Annotated in this window: 19 protein-coding genes; 17 read left to right on the plus strand and 2 right to left on the minus strand. The window is 68.5% G+C overall.

Features of this window, described 5'->3' with window-relative positions; all coding sequences use genetic code 11:
- Positions 1-7 precede the first annotated feature (7 nt).
- From OG558_RS32560 to OG558_RS32630, 15 genes are all read left to right on the plus strand, one after another.
- Positions 8-943 carry a DUF4157 domain-containing protein gene (locus tag OG558_RS32560; RefSeq protein WP_405066392.1) on the plus strand — a complete coding sequence of 312 codons (936 nt, stop codon included), beginning with the start codon at positions 8-10 and terminating at the stop codon, positions 941-943.
- A gap of 1 nt (position 944) precedes the next feature.
- Positions 945-1,724: a LysM peptidoglycan-binding domain-containing protein gene (locus tag OG558_RS32565; protein WP_405066393.1), complete on the plus strand. Its 780-nt coding sequence runs from the start codon at positions 945-947 to the stop codon at positions 1,722-1,724.
- The gene (locus OG558_RS32570) at positions 1,721-3,304 is read left to right on the plus strand and encodes a phage baseplate assembly protein V (RefSeq protein ID WP_405066394.1); all 1,584 of its coding nucleotides are present in this window, start codon (positions 1,721-1,723) and stop codon (positions 3,302-3,304) included. The genes OG558_RS32565 and OG558_RS32570 overlap by 4 nt, the downstream gene beginning before the upstream one ends.
- Positions 3,305-3,323: 19 nt before the next feature.
- The gene (locus tag OG558_RS32575; RefSeq protein WP_405066395.1) at positions 3,324-3,686 is read left to right on the plus strand and encodes a hypothetical protein; all 363 of its coding nucleotides are present in this window, start codon (positions 3,324-3,326) and stop codon (positions 3,684-3,686) included.
- Positions 3,683-4,072 carry a GPW/gp25 family protein gene (locus OG558_RS32580; RefSeq protein WP_405066396.1) on the plus strand — a complete coding sequence of 130 codons (390 nt, stop codon included), beginning with the start codon at positions 3,683-3,685 and terminating at the stop codon, positions 4,070-4,072. The genes OG558_RS32575 and OG558_RS32580 overlap by 4 nt, the downstream gene beginning before the upstream one ends.
- Positions 4,072-6,267 carry a baseplate J/gp47 family protein gene (locus OG558_RS32585; RefSeq protein WP_405066397.1) on the plus strand — a complete coding sequence of 732 codons (2,196 nt, stop codon included), beginning with the start codon at positions 4,072-4,074 and terminating at the stop codon, positions 6,265-6,267. The genes OG558_RS32580 and OG558_RS32585 overlap by 1 nt, the downstream gene beginning before the upstream one ends.
- A gap of 29 nt (positions 6,268-6,296) precedes the next feature.
- Positions 6,297-7,997 carry a phage tail protein gene (locus OG558_RS32590; protein WP_405066398.1) on the plus strand — a complete coding sequence of 567 codons (1,701 nt, stop codon included), beginning with the start codon at positions 6,297-6,299 and terminating at the stop codon, positions 7,995-7,997.
- 28 nt (positions 7,998-8,025) lie between these two features.
- Positions 8,026-9,732, plus strand: a complete 1,707-nt coding sequence (locus OG558_RS32595) for a hypothetical protein (protein WP_405066399.1) — start codon at positions 8,026-8,028, stop codon at positions 9,730-9,732.
- A gap of 1 nt (position 9,733) precedes the next feature.
- The gene (locus OG558_RS32600; RefSeq protein ID WP_405066400.1) at positions 9,734-9,985 is read left to right on the plus strand and encodes a hypothetical protein; all 252 of its coding nucleotides are present in this window, start codon (positions 9,734-9,736) and stop codon (positions 9,983-9,985) included.
- 32 nt (positions 9,986-10,017) lie between these two features.
- Positions 10,018-11,664, plus strand: coding sequence for a tail fiber domain-containing protein (locus tag OG558_RS32605; protein WP_405066401.1), 1,647 nt, complete (start codon positions 10,018-10,020; stop codon positions 11,662-11,664).
- Positions 11,648-11,992 (plus strand): hypothetical protein, encoded by a 345-nt coding sequence (locus OG558_RS32610; RefSeq protein ID WP_405066402.1) that lies wholly within the window; start codon positions 11,648-11,650, stop codon positions 11,990-11,992. The genes OG558_RS32605 and OG558_RS32610 overlap by 17 nt, the downstream gene beginning before the upstream one ends.
- Positions 11,989-13,281 carry a lanthionine synthetase C family protein gene (locus OG558_RS32615; protein ID WP_405066403.1) on the plus strand — a complete coding sequence of 431 codons (1,293 nt, stop codon included), beginning with the start codon at positions 11,989-11,991 and terminating at the stop codon, positions 13,279-13,281. Before OG558_RS32610 ends, OG558_RS32615 begins: the two co-directional genes overlap by 4 nt.
- The gene (locus tag OG558_RS32620; protein WP_405066404.1) at positions 13,278-16,466 is read left to right on the plus strand and encodes a lantibiotic dehydratase; all 3,189 of its coding nucleotides are present in this window, start codon (positions 13,278-13,280) and stop codon (positions 16,464-16,466) included. The genes OG558_RS32615 and OG558_RS32620 overlap by 4 nt, the downstream gene beginning before the upstream one ends.
- A 1,153-nt stretch (positions 16,467-17,619) precedes the next feature.
- Positions 17,620-18,246, plus strand: a complete 627-nt coding sequence (locus OG558_RS32625; protein WP_405066405.1) for a hypothetical protein — start codon at positions 17,620-17,622, stop codon at positions 18,244-18,246.
- Positions 18,243-19,133: a phosphotransferase family protein gene (locus OG558_RS32630; protein ID WP_405066406.1), complete on the plus strand. Its 891-nt coding sequence runs from the start codon at positions 18,243-18,245 to the stop codon at positions 19,131-19,133. Before OG558_RS32625 ends, OG558_RS32630 begins: the two co-directional genes overlap by 4 nt.
- Positions 19,134-19,242: 109 nt before the next feature.
- Here the strand turns inward: OG558_RS32630 and OG558_RS32635 are convergent, their stop codons facing one another.
- Positions 19,243-20,025, minus strand: a complete 783-nt coding sequence (locus OG558_RS32635; RefSeq protein WP_405066407.1) for an alpha/beta fold hydrolase — start codon at positions 20,023-20,025, stop codon at positions 19,243-19,245.
- 164 nt (positions 20,026-20,189) lie between these two features.
- Between OG558_RS32635 and OG558_RS32640 the strand changes: the two genes are divergently transcribed.
- The gene (locus OG558_RS32640; protein ID WP_405066408.1) at positions 20,190-20,996 is read left to right on the plus strand and encodes a hypothetical protein; all 807 of its coding nucleotides are present in this window, start codon (positions 20,190-20,192) and stop codon (positions 20,994-20,996) included.
- A gap of 222 nt (positions 20,997-21,218) precedes the next feature.
- Here the strand turns inward: OG558_RS32640 and OG558_RS32645 are convergent, their stop codons facing one another.
- On the minus strand, positions 21,219-23,090 hold the full coding sequence (locus tag OG558_RS32645) for a M4 family metallopeptidase (RefSeq protein WP_405066409.1): 1,872 nt from the start codon (positions 23,088-23,090) through the stop codon (positions 21,219-21,221).
- Between OG558_RS32645 and OG558_RS32650 the strand changes: the two genes are divergently transcribed.
- Complete coding sequence (locus OG558_RS32650) at positions 23,057-24,385, plus strand: hypothetical protein (protein WP_405066410.1); 1,329 nt, start codon at positions 23,057-23,059, stop codon at positions 24,383-24,385. The two genes, OG558_RS32645 and OG558_RS32650, sit on opposite strands and share 34 nt — an antisense overlap.
- The last annotated feature ends 677 nt before the right edge of the window (positions 24,386-25,062 follow it).

Genomic DNA, 25,062 nt, shown 5'->3' on the forward strand with positions numbered 1-25,062 from the left:
TGGCGGAGTGACGCAGCCGGACGACGACGTTCACGACGACGTTCCGCGGCCGCTCTTGCTCGGCGAGCGGCTCACCGTCGTCGGGGAACTGCTGCGGCGCCGTCACCTGCCGGTCTATGCGTGGGCGGCCGGGTTCGCCCCGGTGCTCGCCCGGGTCGAGTCGCTGAGCCAGTCATGGGAGCGGCGGTTCGAACGGGACGAGAGCGGGGAACCACGGGCGATGACCCCGCGACCGCCGCGATCGATCCGATTCCCGGCTGACCCGGCGCTGACCGGCCGCCCGCAACCGGCCGACGCCACGGCCGAACCCGCCGCCGCGGTACGTCGGCCCGAGAGTCCCGAGCGCATACTGCCGGTCGACCTGCGCGCGCGGCTGCGGAACGTGGCCGGGCCGGGCGCCGACCAGTTCCGGGTCCGGGCTGATGCCGCCGCCGATGCCACTGCGCGGTCCCAACGAGCCGATGCGGTGACGATCGGCGCCGACGTTCATCTGCGCGCCGGGCGGTTCCGGCCGGACACCCCAGCCGGCTTCGCCCTGCTGGCGCACGAGGCGAGTCACGTCACCGCCCTGCTGGCGCCGGGCGGCGCGGGTCGTCGGACCAGCCCTGCGGGAGTCACCGCCGAGGAGAGGACAGCCGGGCAGGTCGAGTGGCTGGCACGACGGGACCCGCTGGGTGCCGGGCACAACGATCACACGTCGACGCCGCCGTACGGGGCAGGGTCCCGAGCTGGAAGGCTCGCGTCTCGCCCGCCGGAGGTGTCCACGCTCCGGCCGCTTCCGGTCGCCGCGGCGACGTCGAGTGCCGCGGCCACTCCGATGCGGGCCGAGGTGGATCGTGCGGACGACACCGCGCCGGAGCCGGTCGACCTCGAGGCACTTCGCCAGGGCCTGATCGACGACGTGATGCACCGGCTGCGCACCGACTTCGAACGAGGAGGCTGAGATGGCGACACCGACACCACCACGGCCGGTCTCGCTGCGGACCACCAAGCGGCTCGTCGACCGGCCGATCGCCAACGAGCTGGCCAAGGCGATCCTGATCGACACCACGACCGGTGTCGGCCACCCGGTGATGTACAACCCCGAGGAGCTGAAGCTCGAGCAGGGCAACCAGTTCGCCGAGGTCGGCATCCCTGGGCTGAACGCGTCTCCGCTGCAGTACGTCCGCGGGAAGAACCGCGTCCTCACGATGGAGTTGTTCTTCGACACCTACGAGACCGGTGAGGATGTCCGCGCGTACACTGCGCCGATCGTCCGCCTGCTGGACACCGAGCCGCAGACCCTGGCACCGCCGGTGTTGCTGTTCTCGCTCGGGTGGGTGCAGTTCCGCTGCGTGCTGACCGACGCGGGCCAGCGATTCACGATGTTCGGCCGCGACGGCACCCCCGTCCGCTCGACGATGTCGGTGCGGTTGCAGGAGTACGTCGAGATGTCGCTCGAGATCCAGCAGGGACTCTTCCTGGGATCGCCCACCGCGTCCGCGCTGGTTTCGGCGATCCCCGGCGTCGCTGCCACGGTAGAGAGGTTGTCCGCGAGCGTCTCGGGCGCCGTTCACGTCGTCCTGCAGGGAGACACGCTCAGCGGGATCGCTGGCGCCTACCTGGGCGATCCCGGGCGGTGGCGGGAGATCGCTCGCGCCAACAGCGTCGTCGACCCGTTCTCGCTGGTGACCGGGGCGACCCTTGTCATCCCATCGGCCGTCGGGTCGGGGCGGACGCCATGAGCGCGCCACCCTTCGCCCCACGGTTCGAGGTGCGAGTGTCCGGCGTGACGCTGGCGGCCGACCTCGCCGGCCAGGTGCTGAGCCTGACCGTGGAGACGGACCTCGATCTGGCCGGCTCCTTCACGCTGAATCTGCGCAACCCCGACAACCGGCTGCTCGATTCGGCGCTGCTGGACCTGGGAAAGACGGTCGAGATCCACCTCGGGTACGGGCACGACCTAGTGCCGGCGTTCCTCGGCGAGGTGGCGGCGATCGAGCCGTCCTTCCCCGCCGACGGTCCGCCGACGATCGCCGTGTCCGGCTACGACAAGTCGTACCTGCTGCGGCGTACCCAGCCGGAGCCGCGCAGCTACCCTGCCATCAACGACAGCATCGTCGCGGCACAGATCGCAGCCGAGAACGCTCTGATCCCGGTGGTGGATCCGGCCCCGTTCATCACGACCCGGGTCAAGCTCGAGAGCGACATGGCCTTCCTGAAGGCGTGCGCCGACCAGTACTTCTTCGACGTGTACGTCGAATGGGACCGGCTCCACTTCCACTTCCCGCGTCCGCAGTTCGCCGCGCACACTCTGCAGTGGGGGAAGAATCTGTCCAGCTTCAAACCGCGGATCTCGGCTGCGGGGCTGGCCGGCGTACAAGAAGTCCGGGTCTACAGCCAGGAACTGGCACAGGCGCTCACGATCACCATCCTGGCGCTGGACGTCGATCCCGAGAACCTGGTCGAGCGGCTCGGCTCCTCGGCGATGCAACTGCTGACATCGTTCGTGCGCAAGGGGATCCGGCACGAGGCGATCGGCAATCCGGTCCAGGCGGCGATGGTCGCCAAGGCAGTCCTGCAGAACCTGCTGGAGGGGCTGTACGAGGGGACCGGGTCGTGCATCGGGATCGCGGACCTGGCGGCCGGGCAGTACGTCCGGATCGCCGGGGTCGGCCGTCGGTTCAGCGGCACGTACCGGCTGCGCAAGGTGACGCATCGGATCGACCAGAACGGGTTCTCGACCGACTTCTCGATCAGCGCGCGCGGGCATTCCAGTTTGCTGGGCATGCTGCGGAAGAAGCTGCTGGAGGAACCGTCACCGAACGGCGCTCAGCCCGTCTTCGGTGTCGTGCTGGCCGAGGTGGAGGAGAACAACGAACTGCTGGACCCGCTGCCCCAGGTGCCGATCGGACGGGTGAAGGTGAGGTACCCCGGGCTCCTGCCCAAGTCGTTCATCAGCGGCTGGGCGCCCTGCGCGCGCCCGATGGCCGGTGACGGCGCCGGGTTCTACGCCCTGCCGGACAAAGGTGACCAGGTGCTCGTCGCGTTCGAGCACGGCGACCTCTCGAAACCGTATGTGCTGGGCGCGTTATGGACGGCGAACCAGCGGCCACCGGCCGGGAACGCCGACGGGACGAACAGCAAGCGCGTGCTCAAGAGCCGGTCCGGCCACGAGATCACCTTCGATGACGCCGGCAAAGGGACACTCACCATCAGCGCCGCGGGAGATCTTTCGATCAAAGCCACCGGGCAGATCACCTTGGAGGCAGCAGCCGGAGGCACTGCCATCACGCTGGCCACGGATGGGGTGGACGTGACATGACGACGGACGGAGCCGGCCGATGAGCACGCCTGCGGTCCTGACCTCGAACAGCAACGTGACGTGTGCCCATTCCGGCACGGTTGCGGCGGACAGCAGCTCCCGGCTCACTGTGGCCGGGGTGCCGGTGCTGCTCGCGTCCGTGGCCGGTAAGACCATCAATGGCTGCACGGTCGTCGACAATCCGAACACCTCGACGGTTCACTGCGCCAAAGTCTCGTCGGTCACGGCAGGGGAGACGTCCAAGCTGACAGTCGGGGGGACGTCGGTGCTGCTCGACGTGCTGGCCGGGTTCTCCAGCGGTCAGCCGCCCCCGCCGCCCGGACCACCGTTGGCCGCGGCAGTGGCTAATCAGACTCGGTTGCGCGCCGCGGTGGGTGGATGATGGCCGGGGAGCTGCTCGGCCGGGGGCTGGCCTTTCCGCTGCAGATCGGCGCCACCGGGCTCGGGGAAGCCGCTGGGGTGGCCAAGGTCGAGGACTCGATCCGGATCATCCTCGGCACGCAGTACGGCGAGCGCCTGATGCGTCCCCGATTCGGTGCGAACCTCAAGAGCCTGATCTTCGCGCCGAACAACGCGACCACGGCCAGCCTCGCCGGTTACTACGTGAGTGACGCACTGACCCGCTGGGAACCGAGGATCGAGGTCCTCGACGTCCTGGTGACCAACGACCTCGACCGCGGGATCCTCGTGATCGAGATCCGCTACCAGTTGCGGGCGACTGCGCAGGAGCACCAGTTGGTGTACCCCTTCCCCCTGGAGCGTGCCTGATGACGCTGGAATCGCGCCGCGGCCGGATCATCCCGCCGGACCTCGACGACCGGACCTGGCAGGACCTCGTCGACGAGATGCGGGCGCTGATCCCGAAGTACGCCCCCCAGTGGACCGACCACAACCCGAGCGACCTCGGCATCACCCTGATCGAGCTGTTCGCGTGGCTGGGTGAGGGGATCATCTTCCGGCTGAACCAGACCCCGGAGAAGAACTACCTCGCGTTCCTCAATCTGCTCGGCATCACCCGTGATCCGCCGAGCCCGGCCAGGACCCACCTGACCTTCACTTCGGGGGCCGCCGTACCGGTCGTGGTCCCCGCCGGGACACAGGCCCAGACGGTAGCGCCGCCCGGCGGGCAGCCGGTGACTTTCGAGACTGACGAGGATCTCGTGGTCCTGCCGGCCGCCCTCACCGCGGCGCTGGCGTTCGGGCCGTTCTCGGCCGGCGACGATCCAGGGGCCTACAGCAACAACTCGGCCACCCTGATCGGTCCGCCGACGGGTAGCTACCTGCTCGATGTGCCGCCGGGCGAGACCGTCCAGCTGTGCCTCGGCTTCGACCAGGCCAGCACGGCCGAGTTGTCGATCGACCTGCGCCTCTACCAGGCGGCTCCGGCGCTCGGGCCGGCGGCAGTGAGCTGTACCTACTCCAAGGGCACGCTCGAGCCCTTGGACTGGCCACTCGTGACCGCGCTCGGCGACGGTACCGAGGGTCTGCGGCACGACGGAACGTTGCGCTTGTCGATCCCCGCGGACTGGGCGGCCCAGCGCGCGGCCGGCCAAGGTCCGCCGGCGCCATGGACTTCGGTTCTCCCGGCGACCGGGGCGGACGCCGTCGCGGAGCCACTGTTCTGGATGGGCCTGAGTGTCAGCGCGCCGGACGACGCGGCTCCGGCGCTGACAGTCGGTATCGATCGCTTGCTGTTCAACGCCGCTTCCGCGCGGACAGCACTCACCGTCCGGTCGGCTGAGGTGGTCGGGGTGAGCACCGGGCAGGCCTTCCAGGTGTTCCCCTTGCGGTACCGGCCGCTGTTCCGCCGGCCGGGACTCGCCACGCCGTACGCCGATCTCGTCGTACAGGTCGAATCCGTGACACCGGAGACCTGGGAGGAGTGGGTCCTCGTCGACGAGTTTCCCCCGGGAGCGGGAGACGTCTACCGGGTGGATCCCGTGGCCGGCGAGATTCGCTTCGGCAACTTCGACGACCGCAGTGGTACCGGCAGCGGCTCGGTACCACCCGCCGGTCGCCGGATCCAAGCCGCCCGCTACCGCTATGTGGACTCCGGCGCCGGAGGAAACGTCGGGCCGAGTCAGGTCAGTGTGCTGGGCACAACCCCGAGCGTGGCCATGCCTGACGGGGTCCGGGCCGTGAGCAATCTGGGGCCCGCGCGGGGTGGCGCGGACGAGGAGCCGATCGAGGAGACGATGCGTCGTGCGCCCGAGGAGCTTCGGATCCGCTATCGAGCCGTGACGGTGGACGACTACGAGTTCCTCGCCCGGGAGGCGAGCAACGACCTCGTCATCCGTCGATGCCTGCCGCCGCGCGTGCACACCGCCGACGCACCGGGGCAGCCGCCGCCATGGCTCGCCGGAGACCCATGGGAGTTCGGCGGGTTGGTCCGCGCGCCGGGGACGGCGAACCTGATCGTGGTCCCCGACCGAGGGCTCGAGGTCCCCAGGCCGGAGCCCGCCCCGGACCAGATCCGGCTGGTGCAGTCCTATCTCGACAGCCGGCGGGATCTGACCGCCCGCCTCGAGGTCGTCGCGCCCCGGTACCTGCCGGTGATCGTCAACGTCGAGATCATCGTCTGGCAGTTCGCGCTCGACGCCGGCGCGGACCGGGCAACGATCGAGGCGGACACGCGGCAGCGGATCAGGGCCTTCCTGCATCCGACCCGGGGTGGACCGGAGGGCAAGGGCTGGAACGTCGGCGATCCCGTGTTCACGTCGGACTTGTTCCAGGCTCTGATGCCGACCGAGGACATCGGCTACATCAGTGTTCTCCAGGTGCGTCCGGACACTCCCGCCTACCATTTCCCGCCGGTGGGTCCAGGCGGGGTCTACAAGCCCGACCTGGAGCGGCCGTTCGCGCTGTCGCCGTTCGGGGCGTCGGTCCGGCTGGCCGACTACGAGCTGGTCTGCGCCGCGGCCGATGCGGTTCAGCTGGTCAAGACGACGCCGGTTCAGGCGTGAGCGCGATGACGGACAGCGGAGCTGGGCAGATGAGCGACGTGAGCAGCTATCTGAACTATCTGCCGCCGGTGCTGTGGGCGAACGACGCACCGCCCTCGACGAGTGAGGCGTCCGACGTCCGGCTCGGGCTCGGCGCCGCCTTGAGGATCTTCGAGAAAGTCGCCACCGGTCTGCCCGACGCGGTCACGCTGCTACACCATGACGCCGAACACCCAGGCAACGACCACGAGCACTCCGCGCTGACCGAGGAGATCGCGGACCTGCATCGGCTCTTCGATCCGTGGACGACGCCCATCGCGTTCTTGCCCTGGCTGGCCTCATGGGTAGCGCTGGAGTTCCCAACGCTGCAGGGGCAACCGCTGTGGGCGGAATACCAGCGACGCAAGGTCACTGCGGAGATCGCACAGATCTATCGGCTGCGGGGCCGCCGAGCCGGCTTGAACCAGTATCTCGAGCTGTACGCCGTGGGCCAGGCGCGCCCTCGGGTGAGCGTGGACGACGGAGGGCGCCTGCTCGTGGTGACCCCACGGCCCGGCGCGCTGTCCGAGGTCAGCTCTCTCGTCTCGCAAGGCCCGGTGGTGATCGGCTCGAAGGTGCGTTCCGAGGGGCTCACTCGGCCCTGGTGCGTGACCGCGGCCACGGACGGCAGCCTGTTCGTCGGGGACATCGGGCTCCCCGAAGGGGCGTCGGTGCCGCTGCCGAGCCGGTTGTGGCACCTCGACCCGGCCGGTCGCTACCACCTGGCGGGTGTCTCGCCGAGGCCGCAGCCCCTGGCGGTGGACCAGGCCACGCTCAAGGATGTCGTGGCGGTGGCCGTTCGCCCGGCGCTGGCCGCTGCGCCTGAGACCTTGTACGCCGTGACCCGGACCGGGCGGTTGTTCGCCGTACCGGCTCCTTTCGACGGAGTGCAAGCGACGTTGGTGACGACGCTCTCGGTCCCCGGTACGGCGGTCTGGATGGTCGCGATGACCGTCGAGCCCGCGACGGGCGATCTGCTGGTGCTGGACCGTGGCGGGAGGTCTCCGCAGGCCGCCGTACCGACGCTGTTGACTGTGCGGCCCGGTCCGTTGGCGGTGACGCGCACCAAGCTCGCGAAGGTGGTCGAGCCGTTGTCTCTCGTCGTGGAGTCGAGTGGAACGCTGCTGATCGGTGACGGTGGCGAACAGGAACCGAGCGTTGCCGCGGAGTTCCCCGCCAACGTGGTCCGGGTGGATCGGCGGACAGCCCCGTGGACCGAGACGCTTCTGCTGCCCGCTGACGCCGCGGCCAACCCGTTGATCGCGCCGACCGGGATGGTCGGCGTCGGGAGCACCCTGTACGTGCTCGACGTCGGGCTCAAACCCTTCGCACCCTCGCCCACCGACCCCTTCATCGGCCCGGTGGCCGAACCGGCGGCGATCTATGCCGTCGACGTCAGCGCCAAGCCTCCGGCGCTGCTACGGATCACGGCACCCGGGCAGTTCGTCTACCCGACCGGACTCGCCTCGGTCGGCGACCACTTGGTGGTCAGCGACCCCGGGCAGCCCGAGGTGTCCGGGCTCGAGCCCTACTGGGGAAGGGTGCGACCGTTCCAGTTCGACGTGGCGATCCACTTCACCGATTCCCGGCTGCCGGCTGACACCGCGGCCCGCAAGCGCGTCCTCGACCAGGCGGTGGGGAACATCAGCGCCATCGTCACCGAGCAGAAGCCGGCCCACACGCTGTGGACCCTGACCACCTCGATTCTCTGACCGCACCGCCACCGGACAAGGAGACCCCATGATGCTGAGGCGAACGCAGTACTGGAACCTCAGCGGGCCCAACCCCACGCCGATCTCCGGGCCGGCAGCGCGGGCCGAGAGCCGGACGGATGTCGAGGAGTACCTGCTCCCGTTCGACCAGGCCCGCACGTTGGGCCTGCAGACCTGGGGCGTGAGCGCGGGCCTGCAGGTCTCCGCGCCCGACGGCGCGGACGCGCTCAAGATCTCCACCGGTACGGCGGTCGACGCGCGGGGCCGGGTGGTCACCCTGGCGGCCGGCGGCCTCGCGGTGGTCGACCCATCAGTGGGGGCGGTTGGGGTGCAGAACATCCCGACCGTTGCCGTCGGCCCGGATGGTGTGCAACTGGACACCGCTCCCCACCTCGGGGCGTTGCTGCTGACGCTGACCTGGCGAGAGGTCGAGGAAGTGGAGGCGGGCTTGCTCGTGCTCGCGCACGCGCCCTGGCTTCGGCTGGTGCCGGTGGACGGGTTCACGGACGACGGTCAGCAGCTCGTCCTGGCCGGCCTGACCGTCGAGCCCGGCGGGCTTGTCGGCAACCTGGTTCCGGGATCGCGGCGACTGGCGGGCACACCCAGCGGGCGCATCGAGTTGCGGGCGCCCGCCTCGGTGCCCGGTGCGGGTGTGGGCCAGGTCCAGGTCGCCACGCTGGCTGCGGCGGCCGGCGGCGACCTGGTGCTCGCCCTGCCTGGTGAGCCGGCGCCGGTGCAGGCGCTGACGATCGCCGCCGGCACCGGGGACACCCGGCTGGCCGGCGCATTGAAGGTCCCGTCGGCGCTCACCGTCGGGGGCGACACGACCGTCGCGGGAACCCTGACGGTCGCGGCCGGGGACGGTTCCGAAGGGACGGGGTTCGACGTGTTCCACCGGATGCGGGTGCGGGCCAACGGCCCCTTCTCGGCCGGGGTCTGGTTCCACGAGGACGCCGACCGCGCGTTCGTCGGGATGGGCGACACCACCCACGTGGGCTTCTTCGGCGCGAACGGGGCGGGGTGGGGACTGGCCATGAGTACCGCCTCCGGAAATGTCGGGCTCGGTCTCGGACTCACCGAGCCGTCGGCGCGGCTCGATGTTGGCGGGCATATCGCGGTACGGGCCCGCGGCGACGTGAACCATGGGATCCCGGGGTTCTTGCGCCCCGGGGTCGGGATCGATGCCAGCGGCAACATCGGCATCCGGGCGACCGGGACCCCGTGGGCCGGAACGTTCGACGGCGACGTACAGGTCACCGGGACGTTGTCCAAGGGGGGTGGCGGCTTCACCATCGACCATCCGCTCGAACCCGCGGAGAAGTTTCTGTCCCATTCCTTCGTCGAGTCCTCGGAGATGCTCAACGTCTACACGGGTACGGCGGTCACCGATGTCGACGGCCTGGCCTGGGTCGAGCTGCCGGAGTACTTCGAGGCACTCAACCGGGATCTCACCTACCAGCTCACAGCTGTCGGCCTACAGGCTCGCTTGACGGTGGCCGAGGAGGTGGCGGACAACCGATTCGCGATTCGCTCCGAGCCGGGTGAGGTCAAGGTGTGCTGGCTGGTCACCGGCGTACGGCAGGACATGTGGGCCGAAGCCCATCGGATCGTGACCGAGCGTGCGAAACCGGACGAGGCGGTGGGCCGCTACCTGCATCCGTCGCTGTTCGGTGTGTCGCCCGACAGGAGTCTGCTCGACTACCGGCGCCCGACTACCGACGACGCGGAGGAATGAGATGACCGTGGCCGACGAACAGGTCCAGGCACGCCTGGACGAACTGAGGCGGGAATACCAGGTGGGCGACGGCCGGCTGCGCGAGTTGCTGCAGCAGGAGACGGCGCTGCGGGAGACCTTGCTGCGGATCAGCGGCGCGATCCAGGTGCTCGAGGAACTCTTGCGCGCCGGCAGCGATGACACAGCCGGCTCCGGCCCCGGCCACGCCGGCGACGAAGACCGGCGGGGTTCGCAAGTCCAGAGCGTCTCGTAGCCGTACCCCGGGGGAGAGTGAGAGGAAGAACGATGAGCACAGGACTGGTCCGGACGCAGTACTGGAATGTCAGCGGCCCGAACCCCACGCCGCGCACGGGTCTCACCTCGAAGGCGGAGTCCCGCACGGACGTCGAGGGATACCTGCTCGCCTCGGACGACGCGCGGAATTCGGCATTTCACGGCTCCGGGGTCGCTGCCGGCCTGCAGGTCTCGGCGACGGTCGGCGCGGCCGGGGTGACGATCGCGCCTGGCACAGCCCTCGACCTGACGGGGCGGGTCGTGGTGCTGGCCGCAGGTGGTACGGCGATCGTCGACCCACTCGTCGGCCCGAGCGGGGTGCAGAACATCCCGACCGTTCCGGTCACAGCTACCGGGGTCACGGTCGACACCACTGGCCTGACCGGTGCACTCCTGGTCACGCTGACCTGGCGTGAAGTGGAGGAGGCGAACGCCGGGCTGCTCGTGCTGCGACAGGCTCCCTGGCTCAGGCTGGTCGATCCCGTCACGTACGTCGACGACGGGCTCCAACTCGTGCTCGCCGCAGTGAGCCTTGACAGCAGCGGTCTGGTCGATGCCCTCGAGGTCGGCCCGCGGCGCCTCAGCGGGTCCCTGGCAGGACGGCTGGAGTTCCGTCTTCCGACCGGTGACTCGACCACCGCGTTACCGGTCGGACAGGTGCCGACCGTCGAACTGACTCCCCGTACGGACGGCGGACTGGACATCAACCTGTTGTCGAACGGGCCCGCGCGCCGGGCGCTGTCGGTGGTCGGGAGTGCGGCTGACGTCGATCTCGGAGCGGGCTTGCGCGTCTCCGGGGCGACCGCGCTGGCCTCCGGGTTGACGGTCTCCGGCGGGGTCGAGGCGATCGGCGACCTGACTACGGCGGGCAATCTCACCGTGGGTGGCGATGTCGCAATGGCTGCGAACGTCGCGATGGATGGCGACCTCGCGGTCAGCGGCAGCGCGACCGTGCAGGGAGGCGCCGACGTGGGCGGTCCGGTTCACCTGCGGTCGAATCTCGGAGTGGACGGGAACCTCAGCGCAGGCCAGGGAGTGCTCGACGGTCTGGCCGTGCATTCGGACGCCGTCATCGGTGCTGGGGCCAACGGCGCGCTGACCACCCGGCACGTGAACGGCAAACGAGTCAATGACGACGGTCCGGACGGCCTGTTCCTCAATTGGAACAACACCCAGACAGTGCATGTGGGAGGAGCCCAACCGGCCGATCTCGAGGTCTCGCGGAACGTGATCGTATCCGGGCAGGTGGGGGTCAAGACCTCCGCTCCAGCTTTCGACGTCCACGTGAACGGCACCGTCTGCGCCGTGACGTTCTGCAATCCGTCGGACCTGCGGCTCAAGTCAGCCGTCGTCGACCTCGTCGACGTGGTCGATCGCCTGGCGCAGGTGCGAGCCGTAACCTTCACGCCGCGTGGTTCCGATGCCGGAGCGCCCGCCCGGCGGCAGGCCGGAGTACTGGCCCAGGAAGTTGTGGACGTCTTTCCTGAGTTGGTGATCCCGATGGGGCCGGACGGCCTGATGGCGGTCGACTACGCCGGGCTGGCCGGCGTTCTGGTCGGCGCGGTGAACGAACTAGGGACGGCGAACGCCGCTCTCGCCTCCCGGATCGACGACCTCGAACACCGGGGCAACGGGAACGACGATGTTCACCGAGGATGAGGACGTAGGCCTCGACGAGTTCGACCTCGACCTGGCCTGGGGCGACCTCGACCCGCAGGGCGGGCTGGAGCTGTATCTGCCGACCGGACGGGAGATCCCCGGCGAGACCTGCGATACGCACAACGCGACGTGTCCTGCCACTTGTCACGGCACCTGTCCGGCGACGTGTGCCCACACCTGCGCCAACACCTGTCACGCGACGTGCCAGGCCACCTGCGCGAACACCTGTAAGGCGACTTGCGAGGCGACCTGTCACGCCACCTGCGACTGTGTGACCCAGGCACAGACGCACTGCTTCACCTGCCATTCGGGCTGCCAGCAGCCATGACGACGTCAGTGGTTGCGACGCAGATCGCCGACCGGGCGGCGGATCCAACCATCTTGGCCGAGGCGATCGCCGCCGCGGCGCGGCAGTCCCGGTATGCCGACGTACTCCCGTGGCGGCCGGCGGGCCTGGCCCAAGGTCACGCGGGGATCGCCCTGCTCTGCGCTGAACTGGACCGCCGCGAGCCCGGTCACGGCTGGGACCGGGCGGGCCATCACCACCTCTCTGTCGCGGTGGCCGCGGCGGGGCCAAACGACGTCTCGTTGTTCTCCGGGTTGGCGGGGGTGGGTTTCGCGGCGATTCAGCTGGCGGCCGGCCGGCGGCGCTATCTCCGGTTGCTCGAGGGCGTGGACGCTGTGCTCGCCCCTCGAGTCCAGGCGGAGGCGGAGCGACTGGCCACGGCACGGGGTTGCGCTGCCGCCGAGGCCGATCTCGTATCCGGGCTCACCGGCGTCGGTGTGTACCTGCTGACGCGATATCAGTACAGGCGTTCGGTAGGCGGAGTGGATGACCAGACCATGATCCTGGCGCTGTCTGGCCTGGCCCGGCTGCTGGTCAGCACCGACGACCCTCGCGCCTGGCACACGCCCGCCGCGTTGGCCACCGGGTCGCTTCGAGAGGCGTTCCCTCGCGGGCACTACAACTGCGGGATGGCCCACGGGGTCTCGGGTCCGCTGGCGCTGCTGTCGCTGGGCTTACTGGCCGGACTGCGAGTGCCGCTGGGGCGGCAGGCGATCGAGGTTGCGGCCAGCTGGTTGGTCGAGCACCGGACCGGAGCGTCGCAGCAACCGGACTGGCCGGACGCCGTCGCACTCGACCCTGCCGACCGGCCCACGGACGCGTCAGCACCAGGCCGGGCCGCTTGGTGTTACGGCGCTCTCGGGGTGGCGCGCAGTCTGTGGCTGGCAGGCGCGGCCGTGGGGGAGGCAGAGTGGCAGAGCCTTGCTGCGCGTACGGTCCGGGCCGTCGCGACCCGGCCGCGGCCAAGCTGGTCGCTGTTCACGCCGACGTTCTGTCACGGCTCGGCCGGCCAACTGCAAGTACTGCGGCGATTCGCGGTGGACCTAGCCGACCCGTGCCTTACGGCCACGGCCGACACCCTGGCGGCCGAGCTGGTAGCCGGCTTCGACCCGGCATCGGTCCTGGGTGTGCGCGGCGTTGAGCCGGAGGGGGTACTCGTCGATCATCCAGGTCTGCTGGACGGCGCACCGGGGATCGCGCTCGCACTGCTGGGGGTCTGCCCGGACGGCGACCAACGTCCGGACTGGGACCGGATGTTCCTGCTGTCATGACGGCGAACTCACAGCCTGCGGAGCCGCTGTACCGGCCATTGAGTTGGCTGGCGGTCCGGGCTCCGCTGCTACCTGCCAAGACCTTTCGGCAGATCGGAGCCGAGCTGGACGCTTGGTGGTCTGACCCCGAGATCCGCTTCGCGGTGGCGGTGGCATCCCCCGACCTGGCCGACGCGCTGGAGGCGGCACCAGCGGTTCGCCTGACCGCCGGCGCAGCGCAGGCCGCGCTGCGGCGCTACTTGATCCGGGCCGCCACTCGTCCCACGCCGTTCGGAGGCTTCGCCGCGGTGGGCCTGGCCAACTGGGCGGACCACACTGACCTCGCCATCGCGCCGGGCCGCCGCCCGACCCGTACGCGCGTTGACATGGGGTGGCTCACCGAGGTGGCCGTCCGGCTGGCTGCCGACCCGAAGTGCCGGCCGGGCCTACGGGTCTACGCCAACACGTGTGCGCTCGAGCGCGACGGCCGGGTCTACCTGGCCGACCTCGGTACCGGGGGAGCCCACCGCGGGCCGGACGTGTCGGTCCGGGCTACGTCGGTGGTGCGCCTTGCCCTGAAGCTTGCGCGCGCCGGGGTGACCCGGGACGAGCTAGCCAGGCGGATCCAGGCGCGGAGCGATGCCACCCCAGCGAAGGTGGAGCGTCTGCTCGCACAGTTGGCAGAGCAGCAGTTCCTGTTGCCGGAACTGCTGCCGACTCTGACCGCGGATCCGCTGGCTCATGTCGTCAAAGGCCTGGATGGCGTCGGCAACGTACCGACGGCCGTCGAATGGTCGGCCCGGTTGACGACCGCCGCGAGCGCGTGCCGTGCGGTCGACGACGCGGACCCGGAGGCAGCCACGGGCAGGATCAAAGCGCTTGCAGCGCAGTTGAAGGACGCCGCCCAGCTCCTGCCCGCACCGAGCGGTTCCGGACGACAGCTCGTGCAGGTCGATTCCGCGCTGCCACTGTCCGGAACCGGCGTGACCCGGCGGATCGCGGCGGACGCCGGCCAGGCCGTCGACCTTCTCTTCCGCCTGCATCCAAACCCGACTTGGGCGCCCCTGGCGGGATACCGCGCAGCGTTCCACGAGAGGTACGGCGATCAACGCCGCGTCGGTCTGCTCGAGCTGCTCGACCCCAGGTTCGGTCTGGGCGCGCCGGGAGACGACCTTCGACACACGCACGGCGCCTTGCCGGTCGAGGTGGAGGACCGGCGGGCCGACGTACTGCGCAACCTTGCCTCGACCGCGATCCGGGACGGTTGTGGCGAAGTGGTGCTCGACAAGCGGCTCCTCGAGCAGCTCTCGACCTGGAAGCCCGACCCCGGCCAATTGCCGTCGTCTGTGGAGCTGAGCGCCTTCGTCTCGGCGCGCACGCGGGCGGATCTCGACCATGGTGAGTACCTGCTCTTCGTCGGACCGAATCTCGGTGCACAGGCGGCCGGACGAGGGATCGGCCGATTCGCGGATCTGCTCAGCCCTGCGGCCAACGACCTGCTGGCCGAGAGCGCCGGGGCTGAGGACGCGGCCGTCGGCGCCGGCGCTCGAACCGGGCCGATCGTCGCCGAGCTCGTGTACCGGCCATTGCCGGCACGTTCGGCGAATGTCGCCGTACGTCCGCTGGTGCGCGGCTACGAGCTGCCGATCGGCGTACCCCCGAGCCTGCCGCCCGACCGGGTTGTGCGGGTCGATGAGCTGTCGGTCGGACTCGAGGACGGACGGTTCCGAGTGTGGTGGGACAAAGCGGAGCGGCCGTTGCTTCTCGCCGCCGGGCACATGCTGAACCCGGCAGCCGCCCCGCCGGTGTGCCGCGCCGTGATGGAGCTGACCTCCGACGGCAGAACTCACCTCCCCTCGTTCGACTGGGGGCCGATGACGGCGATGCCGTTCTTGCCGCGGGTCCGGCACGGGCGCGTTGTGCTGTCACCGGCGCGATGGCGGCTTGGCTCGACGGACCTCCCGACCGATCGGAGCGCGCCGAAGGAGCTCGATGCTCGCCTCGACGAATGGCGCCGGCGGTGGCGCGTCCCGCGACTGGTCTACCTCGTCAAGGGCGACCACAGACTGCTTCTGGATCTTGACGAGGACACACACCGTGCTGAGCTGATGGAGGCGCTTCGCGCAGCAGATCGCCGTCCACTTGTTCTGCACGAAGGAGTTCCGGGCCCGGACGACGCGTGGCTTATAGGGCCCCATGGCGAACATCTCGTGGAGTTGGTTGTTCCGCTGGTGCGTGCGTTGTCTGAGCAGCCGCGCCCAGCCGAGGGCTCGCACAGCCCCAAGGCCGCGACTTGGAGCAATGAGCAGCGGCGCCGTCCACCGGGCTCAGAGTGGCTGTACCTGACCTTGGACGGCCCCCGGCGCACCGAGGATCAACTGATTGCCGGGTCCCTGGGGGAGATGGCCGACGGGCTGGTCGAGCGCGGCCTGGCCGACGGCTGGTTCTTTCTTCGGTACGCCGATCCGCAGCGGCAACTGCGGCTGCGGATACACGGCGAGCCCGGTGTGCTGATCGACCGGGTTCTCCCCGCAGTGACCCGGTGGGGGAGCGAGGCAATCGCGGCCGGAACCCGGGCATGCCTGCAGGTGCTGCCGTACGAGCGCGAACTCGAGCGATATGGAGGACCTGAAACCACCGCCGTGTGCGAGGCAATGGCCTGTGCGGACAGCACGGCCGTCCGGGGCCTGCTCGGCATTGCACGGTCGGTCAGACGCTCGAGCGAGTTCAATCTGGTGGAGCTGGGGCTCGTAAGCGCTGCCGACATGCTGGCTTTGTTGGCCGGTGATGACGGCGCCACGCAATCAGAGTGGGCCAAGAGGCTTGCCAGCGCAGCGAGAGAGGCGAGCGATTTGTTCCGCGAGCGCAAGCTTCGGATGCGGGCGCTGGTGCGCGCAGCAGGCGATGGGTCGTGGGGTGACGCCGGCGAGCCATGGAGTGAAAACGGGGACTTGGTCGGTGAGGTCCTCGCGCGGCGACGGGCGGCGCTGGCGCCGCTGGTGTCGGCGCTGCGTGCTCTCTGGGCGGACGGTGTTGGCACGCAATCACCAGAACAATTGGCCGCGAGCATCATGCACATGCACGCGAACCGCCTCGGCCTGGACCGCGCCGACGAGCAAACGACACTAGGACTCCTCGACCGCACGCTACGCTCCCTGCTCGCCTACCCACCCACCAGCAGCCACAAGCACACGAGTCCCTCGTGACGTGTACACCCACTTCGACTTGACCATCACGCAACCGCACCTCGAGTGCGCACCGCGCAGAGGCACCGTCCCCTCGGATCCACCGCAGCGGAGTCGACGAACCCCTCGATGGCGCGCTCACCGACCTTCTGAGCACCACCGTGGGCGTCCGCTTCGTCTCCGGATATTGATGACGTCCTGGATCCGGGAAGGTGACGGTCTGGAGCATCTTGCCGTCCGCAGCGTGGCCGGTCGGATGCCGCACCCGCGTGGGGACGGTGCCTTGGTGGATCCCGAATGATTGCTTGTGGCACCTTTCATCACGTCCTGGTGACCGGACCGACGCTAGGCGCACCCCGGGTCGACGTCGGCGACCTGGGGTGCCCTGGAGCGACGGACTCCGGGCCGGTTGGGACCCACTCAGAGCTACTCGGGACGGACTCGGGGATGGGTGGAACGGACCCGGAGCCTGGATGGGATCGACTCGAATGGACCGAGTGCTGGATCGCTCGTGGTCAGCAAGGGTGGGATCGGGGGAGGTGTCGGCGTTCTGACGTACCTCGTAGCCACACGATGCGGCCGCGGACGCCACGACGACACCATCAGGACGGCGAACGCATCCGGTTCGGTTTGATGGATGTCGCGACTGGCAGCCAGACGGCCTCCGCGAATGGTCACGTCGCCGTCGGTGGCCATGGCGTCGGCATCGGTGATTGCGATATCGGCAGGCTTCGATCCCCGGCTCGCTCGACGAGTTCGGCCAGCGAGGCCGCGAAGGCAAGGTGCTGCATCACCTCGTCGAGATGGTCCTCGATCGCGGCCTGCCGGCGTGGGTTGTCGGGCTGTCTCGCCAGCCTGCCAGCTAGCCGAGCGGTGAAGGCGTGACGCTTTGGCTCATGGGATCGCTGAACCGCTGTTCCGTCACTGTTCCGTGAGACGCTGGCAAGCGGCGGCAATTGGTGACAAGCGTCGAGACACGAATCCGCAGGTCAGGGCGGATTCGCAGCCTGCGCAGCCGAGGTCCCCGCGAGCACCGAGGAGATCTACACCATCTTCGAAGGCACGTCCGAAATCCAGAGATTGGTGATCGCGCGCGCCATCTCCGGCATGCGCATCAGGTAGGCGTTTGCGCAGGTCAGAGACTGATTCCGGGGTCGTCGAGAGACTGGCGAGCATGCAAGAAGCCGAGCCTGTGGAGGCGTTGAAGATGCTGCAGCTTGGCCAGCTCGCCGCGCAGGATGCGGGTGATCCAGCCGAAGTCGCCAGGCCGCACGCCAACGAAGCATTGGCTTACGCGATGCTCGGTAAGCACGATCATGTCGTCGATGCTGTCGCTCGTGCGGAACACGAAATGGGCCGTGCAGACAAGCACCGTGTCTCCCCGTGGACGACGCTGTACTTCACGCCCGGCGACTACACCGGGCATCAAGCACTGGTGTACAACTCGCTGTCGGCCTACGCGAAAGACGACGCGCAAGCCCGCGAGTACGCCGTACGCGCGGTCGCATTCGCGCAGCAAGCGATCACCGAATCCGGCCCCGACAGATCGCGCCGAAGCCGGACCTTCGATCGGATCATCTTGTCGACGAACCTGCTGCGTACGAACGAGCTGGACGTCGGCATCGACGTGGCTCGTGACGTGATCAATAAAGCGCAGCATCTCCGCAGCGGCCGCGGACTCAGCCGCCTGGCCGAGATCGGCACCGCAGCCTCACAACACTCTGGGAAGTCCGACGCGGTGGACTTGTTACACCAGCTCGAATCCGTCCGCACAAACGCGCCGAAGGCACTCACCGCATGACGAACCTGTCCCCAGAGCTCGACCAACGGCTTAAGCACGCGCTCAAGGGAATCTGCCAAGAGGCTGGTCTTCTGCCAGACGAAGCGGAGCTGATCAAGTACACGAACAACGCCGTCTACCGGCTTCCAAGCCAGAGCGTCGTTGTCAGATTCGGTGCTGGCGACCTGGCCAGTCAGCGAGCCGACCACGTCGCGCGAATCGCCACCTGGCTGGAGCTCCACGACGCGCCGGCTGTCAGGCTCGAGCCAGGTCTGATCCAGCCCGTCTTGTTCGAGAACTACTCGGCAACAATCTGGCAGCTCCTCGAAGGCGGCAACCCCGCATGGACCGGCGCCGAGTTGGCAGCACCCTTGCTCGGCTGGCACAAACTCGAGCCCATGCCCGGCCTCAAGCCCTGGGACCCCTTCAGCAGCGCGCGCAGCCGGCTCGCCTTGGCCGACGGCCTCACGGCCGACGACCACGCCTGGCTCACCCAACAATGGGCCAACATCGAAGCCGACTACCGCGCCCTCACGCCCGACCTCCAGATGGGCCTACTCCACGGCGACGCCTACATCGGCAACCTCCTACGTGAACCCACCGGCCGCTTCGTCCTCTGCGACTTCGACGGCACCAGCATCGGCCCCCTCGCCTACGACCTGGTTGTCGCCGCTGTCAGCGCTCTACGCTTCGGCGCCACCCAAGGCCACGAAGCTCTGGCTACCAGCTACGGCCTCGACGTCACCACCCTTCCCTCCTGGGCAACCCTCAGCCGCATCCGATCGTTGGTCCTCGTGAGGAGCGTCATCACCGACCTCCGCAACCGCCCCGACATCGCCAAGGTCCACGCGCATCGGCTGGCCACACTCAGATCGGGCGCCAACGAACTGTGGCACCGATACAAGTAGCTGTCGGCACCGGTCTAGGAGAGAGTCGCGGCTGATCCGTAGCCTCTGCGTCCTTGGAGCGCTCCACTGACTCCTTCGCTGCGTCGCCAGGAGCCCGATGCGCCGACGGTCAGCGGTATCGGTCGAGGAGCCTGCTGAGTTCCGCGATGTACTGCCGGCGGTTGTCGCGGTGGACCGAATGGCCGGCACTGGCGATGTGTACCGCCCGGAACTCGCCGGCGGCCGCTCGGGCGCAGCGCACCGCGTACTCGGTGGAGATCAGCGAGCCGCGGTCAGTGTCCCCGTGGATCAGCAGTACCGGGCACGCTATCGCGGCCAGCAGGTCGGTCAGCGGGCCCGCTTCGCGAAACGGCAGATCGAACAGGTGCGGGTCGACTTGCGCCTTCGACACGGCCCAGGGCTCGAGCTCGTCATCGGGCCAGTCGGGGTCCTCGGATCGGCCCCGCGCGATTCGTGACGGCAGGTCGAGGGCTCGTAGGTCCGCGAGCCAACGCGGCACGGACCACGGTTCGTCCTGTTGGCCAGCGGACGGCGCTCCAGTCGGCGGGTCCTCCAGCACAACCGCCCGGACCAGGTCCGGCCTCGACGCGGCGAGGTGGGCGGCCGACATCGCGCCCATCGAGTGGCCGACCACTACCATCCCGCCGTCACGGGGCTGGCTCGACAGCACGAGGGCAGCATCGTCGCGGTGTGCGGCATAGCGGATAGGTTCCTCTGGTAGCCCGGACTCTCCGTGCCCGCGCGCATCGATCGCGAGCGCCCGAATCCCGGGCATCGCACGGATCAGTGGCTCCCAGCACTGCCCAGAGTCGGAGAAGCCGTGCAGGAAGGCGACCTCGGGCGCCGCCTCATCGGTCCGGTACCACGCCAGATGGGCCGTCCTGCCTCGCACGCCGAACATGGTTGCGGACAATAGCGCAACACGCGCGCGCCGGCCGGTTGACTGAACTCTTCCGAGCGCCAACTGCTGCTGTCGCTGGTGGTGGGAAAGTCCTCACAAGAGGTCGGCATCACTATCAGGTGACTCTCAGCTTGTGGTGCCTATCCTCCGAGACCATGCAAACCCGAGTGTTCCGTGCCCCGAAGGTCCCCGCGGTCTTCCTCATGTTCTGGGTGGTCAAGCTGCTGACCACCGGAATCGGCGAGACCGCCTCGGACTACCTCGGCACCGTCAGCATTCCACTCGCCGCCGTCATCGGGATCGGTAGCTTCTTCACCGCTCTCTACCTGCAACTGAAGGCCCAGACCTACCGCCCGGCGCGCTACTGGGTCACCGTGCTCGGCGTCGCTCTCTTCGGCACGATGATCGCCGACGGACCGCACGTCGCGCTCGGCACGCCGTACTGGTTCGACTCCATCGTTTACCTCGTACTGCTTTGCGCCCTTCTGACGTGGTGGAAGCGAAGCGAGGGCACGATCTCGGTGCACTCGATCACCACCGCCCGGCGCGAGCGGTTCTACTGGGGCGTCGTCCTGATCACCTTCGGCCTCGGCACCGCCGTCGGCGACGCGACCGCCATCGACTTCGGCCTCGGCTTCACCTGGTCGATCCTCCTGTTCGCCGTGCTGATCGTAGTGCCGCTCGGCCTGTGGAAACTCGGCCTCAACGTCACTGTCGCCTTCTGGTCATCGTATGTACTGACCCGACCGCTCGGCGCCTCGATCGCCGACTGGCTCGGCAAAGGCACCCACGACGGCGGCGTCGGCTGGGGTATCGGGCCCGTCACCCTGGTCGGGCTGCTGCTCTTTGTAGTGTTCGTCGCCTACCTGACCGTGACCCACAGCGACGTCGACCATGCGGCCATCCACGCCCGTGACTCGACCGTTCGCGAACCCGATCCGGTCCTCGACTCACGGTCCTAGAAATCGTGTAACCGCGATCGCACGCACCAGGGGGAGTTCACCCGGGGGCCGAGGCGGCGCTGAACCTGCTGGATGGGCTCGACGTGGTGGATCGACATCGGCCCCGCCCTCGCGGGAAGAGTGGCTGTCCAGGGTGGGCAGCCCGCCGGCGCCGTTGAGAGCCATTGGCCAGTGGATCATCTGCCCATCTTGACTCCATCAGTCACCGTCGTGGGCAGGTGGTCAGACGATGCCTACGGAGTCGTACGCGGCCTCGACGGCGGCTACCCGGTCGGCGATGTCGGGCAAGACCTGGTGTCGGTTCGTGATGCTTTCGACGAGCGTCTTCCGGGCGTCGGCGAAGGTCGCATTGTCTGTGAGCTGAAGCAGGATGTAGTAGTACATCCTGGCGATCTCGTCCGGGGGCAGTATCGGCGAACCGTCAGGCATGGTCGTCGTCAGCATCAGGAATGCCGCGCGGTTGTGGATGCCGGAGTTGTAGTGGACGCCACCGTTGTCCTGGCCCGTGTACACGTAGTCGTTCATGTGTTGCGGTTGTGAGGGATCTCCAAGACTGGGGTTTGCCAGGTTGCGGAGTAGGCCACCCTTCTGTCCAAGTCCCGGGCCGATGTCCCAGGACCAGGTGGAGGTGTTCTGTCCTCGGTTGGTGCGATTCGCGACAATGACGCCGAGGATGTCGCTGATCGATTCGTTGAGGGCGCCGCTCTCGTCCCGGTAGCGCAGCTTGGCGGTGTGGTCGGTCAGTCCGTGGCACAGTTCGTGGGCGACGACCTCGAGGTGCCTGGCCGTGCTCACCAGCTGCCCGCCCGTGGAGCTTTGTCCATAGACCATCCGGTCGCCATTCCAGTAGGCCTGGGGGAAGTCTGTGGCACCGTTTGACCGGGCGCAGTTGACCACGCTGACCAGGGTCATCTGCCGGCCGTCAATGCTCTGGCGGTGGAGGAGGCTCTCCAGGAAGTCGTGGACGATCTGTGCGTTGACGGTGGCGGTGACCGCGGCTCGGTTCGTGGCGGCCCAGGCGGGTGTGGGGCTTGAAACGGGAGCGCCGAGGCCTGGTGGCGGCAGCCGGAGGTTGTACGGCTGGAGAGCGAAGTCGTGGGTGACGGTGTTTCGGCCCGGGTCCAGCATCTGGAAGTCCTGGCCGGTTTGCGATCCGTCGAAGCGGCAGTCGGATTGATCCTCGCTGTCGCCGGTGCAGACGACGGGCTGGACGAAAGCCGGCGCGACCGCCCTGGACTGCGAGAGCTGCAGCACGATTTCGCCGGCGATCGCGTCGACGTACACGTCGAACCGTGCGGGCCGATACAGCGGGGACTCCCAGCCGCCGGCGTGCTCGTCAACAGTGTCGGGTCGCCTCGAAATCTCCACGTCAGTGACCCGCCAGCACAGGACGAACCCGCGATCAGGGACGTGGACGAACCCCAGTTCCGGGACAGTAGGTTGGAAGGGCCAGGGGAATGGGGCGTCGGTGCTGTTGGCAACGATGTCGACCGCCAGCTCCGGGTGTACCCGCGGCGGGAACGGTGCGGACTCGGCGAGTTCGGCCTCGTCGGCGACTTCGACGTTCAGATGGGCCAGGTCCTGATCTCCGGAAAGCTCCACCATCGCGCGGGCGCCGTGCACCGGCACGCCTCTGAACAGCTGGCGAAAGCGGACGACCGATCCCTCGTCGAAGGGCGACCTGAGTTCTTCCAACAGGGTGAGCGCCGGCACCCAGGCCGGCGAGTCAGAGGCACGGAGCGCGCGGAAGGCACGGCGCTCAGGCTCGGTCTCCAAGGCGCTGTCTAGATAGCGCCGCGCCACCAACTCGTTGTTCAGCCGTCCCGCGCCGGACTCAATTGCCCGGAGGTTCAGCTCGAGCATCCGCGGCCGTGCCTCGGCCAGATCCTCGGCGCCCCGCGACAGGTGGTGAAATCCGTCGGCCATAATTGCCCCCCGATGAGCTGAAGGGTAGTCCTGAGGTCCTTGGGTTGTCATCGGCCGGCTACGCCATTGTCCATCCGGGCGGTCAGGCTGATACTGAAATGCGCGATGCGCGGAGACCCGGGGGGGTGTTGACCATGCCGGTCGACCAGGAACAGATCGATCAAGCAAAGCTCGAGCAGACGCTCGCGGAGGCCGCAAAAGCAAAAGCCGACGCGGAGAAGGCGAAATCGGATGCGCAGAAGGCGGCCGTGGACGCCGCGAAGGCGCAACGCGAGGAAGCGGAGGCGTCCGGCGCTCTCGGCCGCGAGCAACGGGAAGCCGCGGCCCACAAGGCGATCGCCGAGGCGCAGAAGTCCGACTTCGACACCCAGCAGGCTCGGGTGGCCGCATTGATCCCGGACCTGTCGAAAGCCACCGTGCCCGAGCTAAAGGTTTCCGGCGATCAGTCACTGTTCAGCTCCCGGGTCACCCATAAGGCGCTGGGAAATGCGGCGAAGGCACTCGCGGATGCGGTGGCCGCGTCGTTACCGGCTAAGGGCGCCGGCCGGGTCCTCCTCACCTCGGCCGATGATCTCGCTTCGCTCGACGGTGTCTATGTCGAGGTGGAGCAGGGCCTCAAGATGCTGCACGACGCCGCCGACGCCCTGCTGCCGAATCCGGACGGCATCGCCCCTGCCATTGTCGCAGGGGTGGTGGCGGCGATTCCCGGGCTCATCTCGTTCTTCGCTCCGACCCGAAGTGTCTCCAGCCACGCCATGAGTCTGGACGACCCGGTGATCCTTGCCGACGTGGCCGGCCGGCTGGTGGGTGCCCGCGACATCATGCTGGCGGACTTCCGCACTGTGCCTCAAGACGGTGTGGTCAAGCTGGACAGGGAGTTGATGGACAAGCGCGGCCTGCTGCTCGACGAAAAGGCAGGAGCGGACTCGGACCAGGCTGAGGCGGAAGCCGAGGCAGCCGTCAAGCAGTCGGCCCTGGACACCGTACTCAGCAAGCATCAACAGGACCCGGAAGAGCCGGCGGCACAGGAGGAGATCGACAACGCGACCAAGGCACGCGACCACGCCGCGGCCCTTCTGGTGCAGAAGACCCGGAACGCCGAGCAGGTGCTGGACGTGATCAAGGGGATTGATGATTTCCGGACCGCTATCCATGTCGTCCCGTCAGGAAGTGCCCGCTCGCCGCTGGTGACCGCGGCGTTGCACGAAGGGCTGCACGGGACCGCAGGCGCCGCGGACCGCTTCGCCGCGGTCCTGTTCGTGAAGGGAGCCGGCGGGTCGATCGACCAACTGACCGACGACCGCAAGGTCCGCAAGGATCGTTTCGACCTACTCGGGACCGCGACGATCGCGTACTGGGTGATAGACCCGCTCGACAGCCTCGTTAAGGCGTCGGGAACCGCGGTCGGGTCGGCCCGAATCCAGGGAACGATCGGCGACACGCTCACCGTGACCAACGACTGATGCTCGCCATCACCAGCGACAATGACAGCCGACCAGTTCGCGCCGACGAGGATACGAAGCCACCCGGCGGACGCAAGTGCTCGTTCACGAATCCATACCCGATAACCAGATCGACCGATCTCGTCAGCCGATTCCGATTCCAACTTTGTGTCCGCCATTTCCCCCACGCTTCGCGGTGATGCCCCTTTATCGCGAGTTGATCGACGGCGGTACATATATTCGCGATCTCCCTCGATAGCAGAGAGTCCAGATGGCTTCTGCCAGCAGAAGCGCGTGCGGCGAGTGCTCCCACCCGCCCCCGGCTGCCGCCGGGGACCTGCGGGCTGTCGCCCGCGAGGGGCTCGCTAGCGCTCGCGGGCGACTGCCCCGTGGTCGCGCCAGCCGGGATCAATGAACAATCGCGCCCCGGCTCGGCTGCCGAACTCGAATGTGCAGCCTGGCGAGTTGTGTCGCCAGCACTGGCTGGGCGTTCGGCATTCGTGTCGACGGCTCGCGAGTTGCTCTGGCAGCGAGCGTCACGCACCAGGCCGTGCGGATGCGATCGCTAAGCTGCGTGATGTGACTGGGGCTTTCGAGGGGTGGCCGAGGTCTGCGTTCGATGTGCTGCTGGAGCTTGACGGTGATCCTCCGGCGGATGTGAGGCGGCGATGCCGGCGGGACCGGGAAGACCTGGTTCG

Origin of the sequence: Kribbella sp. NBC_01510 (genome assembly GCF_045040325.1) — a bacterium.
Lineage (GTDB): Bacteria > Actinomycetota > Actinomycetes > Propionibacteriales > Kribbellaceae > Kribbella.